The organism is Methylosinus sp. R-45379 (assembly GCF_001644125.1).
In the GTDB taxonomy this organism is placed as follows: Bacteria; Pseudomonadota; Alphaproteobacteria; order Rhizobiales; family Beijerinckiaceae; genus Methylosinus.
In genome coordinates this window covers 1-1,850 of the sequence record NZ_LUUM01000227.1, presented here as the reverse complement: position 1 = coordinate 1,850, position 1,850 = coordinate 1, and the positions used below count along the sequence as shown (strand labels likewise).

Here is a 1,850-nt window from a genome sequence, read left to right as displayed (position 1 = left end):
GTCTATGTCCCCCGTCGGCGTCACCAACGCGATATCCTGCAACATTTCGAATAGCTCGGTGCCCGGATCGGCGGTGGCCACGATGGGACGCCCCCTCGCCAACATGCCGCCGAGCTTCGACGGCAACACGAGGTCCGCGGCGCCTTTCAATTGCGTTAGAACATGAAGATCGGCCAGCGCCAATAATTCGCTCATGCGCTCGGCCGGCTGCAAAGGCAGGAAGCGAACATTGGGCAAATCGACGGACTGCTTCTGCAATGCGTCCCGCATCGGCCCGGCGCCTGCGATCACGCAATAGATATCGTATTCGCCCTCGAGCCGCCGCGCCGCGGCAATGAGCATATCGAGCGCCTGCTTAGGGCCGAGGTTGCCGGCGTAGAGCACGACGAAGGCGTCGGACGGCATCCCGAGCTCGTCACGGAACGCGTTCGTCGTCCGAGGCTCCGGAACGATCGCGGCGGTGTCGACCCAGTTGCGCAGAACCGACACTTTCTGAGGTGAAAGCCCCTTTGCGAGCAGGGCGTGCTGCATTTTTTGAGAAATCGTCACCACACGGTCGAAGCGCGCGAGGAACCAGCTCTCGAATATATTCGCGACCCGTCGGATTGTGCCGCCGTTCAAATGTCCGACCTCGAAGGCGGCGTCCACCTCGAGATCTTGCACATGAAGCAGGCTGCGGGCGCCGCAGAGCTTGGCCGCGATCAGTGCGGCCGGAGCCGACATCAAGGTCGGCTCGACACAAATCACGACGTTCGGTCGAAAACGAAAAATACGCCACGCGACCATAGGAGCCGCCGCCGCCGCGAAACTGAGCGGCGCTATAAGGCGCCAGAGCCCCGGCGCACCGGCTTTCGTCGTCATCGGACAGCGCGTCACACGCATCGAGCCGAAAGCCTCCGTGACGTACGCGCCTTTTTGGTAAGGCGCGCGCACAAACCAGCCAGGATAATGCGGCGGCGCGGTGACAATCTCGATTACGTGGCCACGCGTTTCGAGAAACTGCGCCAGCTCGGTCGTGTATTTGCCGCAGCCGATCAGTTCCGGCGCGAAATTGATCGCATGAATCAAAATCCTCTGCGCGCTGCGACGTCCCGGACCGCTAGAGAGATCTCCCTCCACCGCAAATCCGGTAGAATCTTCGTGGCCGGTCGAGACGTCGGCTTCAGCAATGAAATCTAAACCCGTCATATGGGCCTGAAATGGTCTCGGTTATCGAAGTTGCTAAGAAGTAGTCGACTGATTTTCAAAGCTGCCGCACCTCGGGTGAGCATGGAGGCTCCAACCCGGAACGCGCTGAGAACGGTGATGGTCCAATGATACGCGCTCGCGCTCACATCCTATGGACAGTTTTCTTATAGCTAGCTCGAGCTTCAGCAGCAAGCCGCTGGCACTCGCCTATCTGATCGGACGACGAAGTAGGCGACAGGTCGCTCTCGCTCATTCTGCGCCGCGCTTGTGGTAGATTCGTCGACATGACGCCAAGCTTCGATCGCGCCAGTTTCGCAGAGCTTTGTGCCGATCTGCGCGCCGAGCTGCGCGCATTGTTCGAAGCTCAGCGCGCCATGCTCGAAGCTGAACGCATCCGCGCCGATCATGAACTCGCCGCGCGCCTTCACATCGAGAGCGAGCTTGCGGCGTCGAAGGAGACGGTCGAGCGTCTGCAATTGCTCGTCAAGGAATATGAACGCGCGCGTTTCGGAAAGCGTTCGGAGAAGCTCGATCCCGATCAGTTGCAGCTCGTTCTGGAAGATATCGAGATCGCGATCGCCGAAGTCCGGGAGCGCGAGGACGATCGTGCGCGCCGCTCGGGGCGCCCGGCGACAAGCTCGCGCGCCGGCCGCGCCGCGCGC

At 61.2% G+C, this 1,850-nt stretch carries 2 protein-coding genes; one reads left to right on the top strand and one right to left on the bottom strand.

All coding sequences use genetic code 11. From position 1 onward, the window contains the following. The coding region (locus A1351_RS10500; protein WP_157096241.1) for a WcaI family glycosyltransferase at positions 1–1,188 on the bottom strand (1,188 nt) is incomplete at its 3' end. Positions 1,189–1,472: 284 nt separating this feature from the next. Here A1351_RS10500 and A1351_RS10495 point away from each other — a divergent pair. Continuing rightward, positions 1,473–1,850, top strand: a 378-nt coding sequence (locus tag A1351_RS10495; RefSeq protein ID WP_198162329.1) for a transposase, incomplete at its 3' end; no start/stop codon positions are given.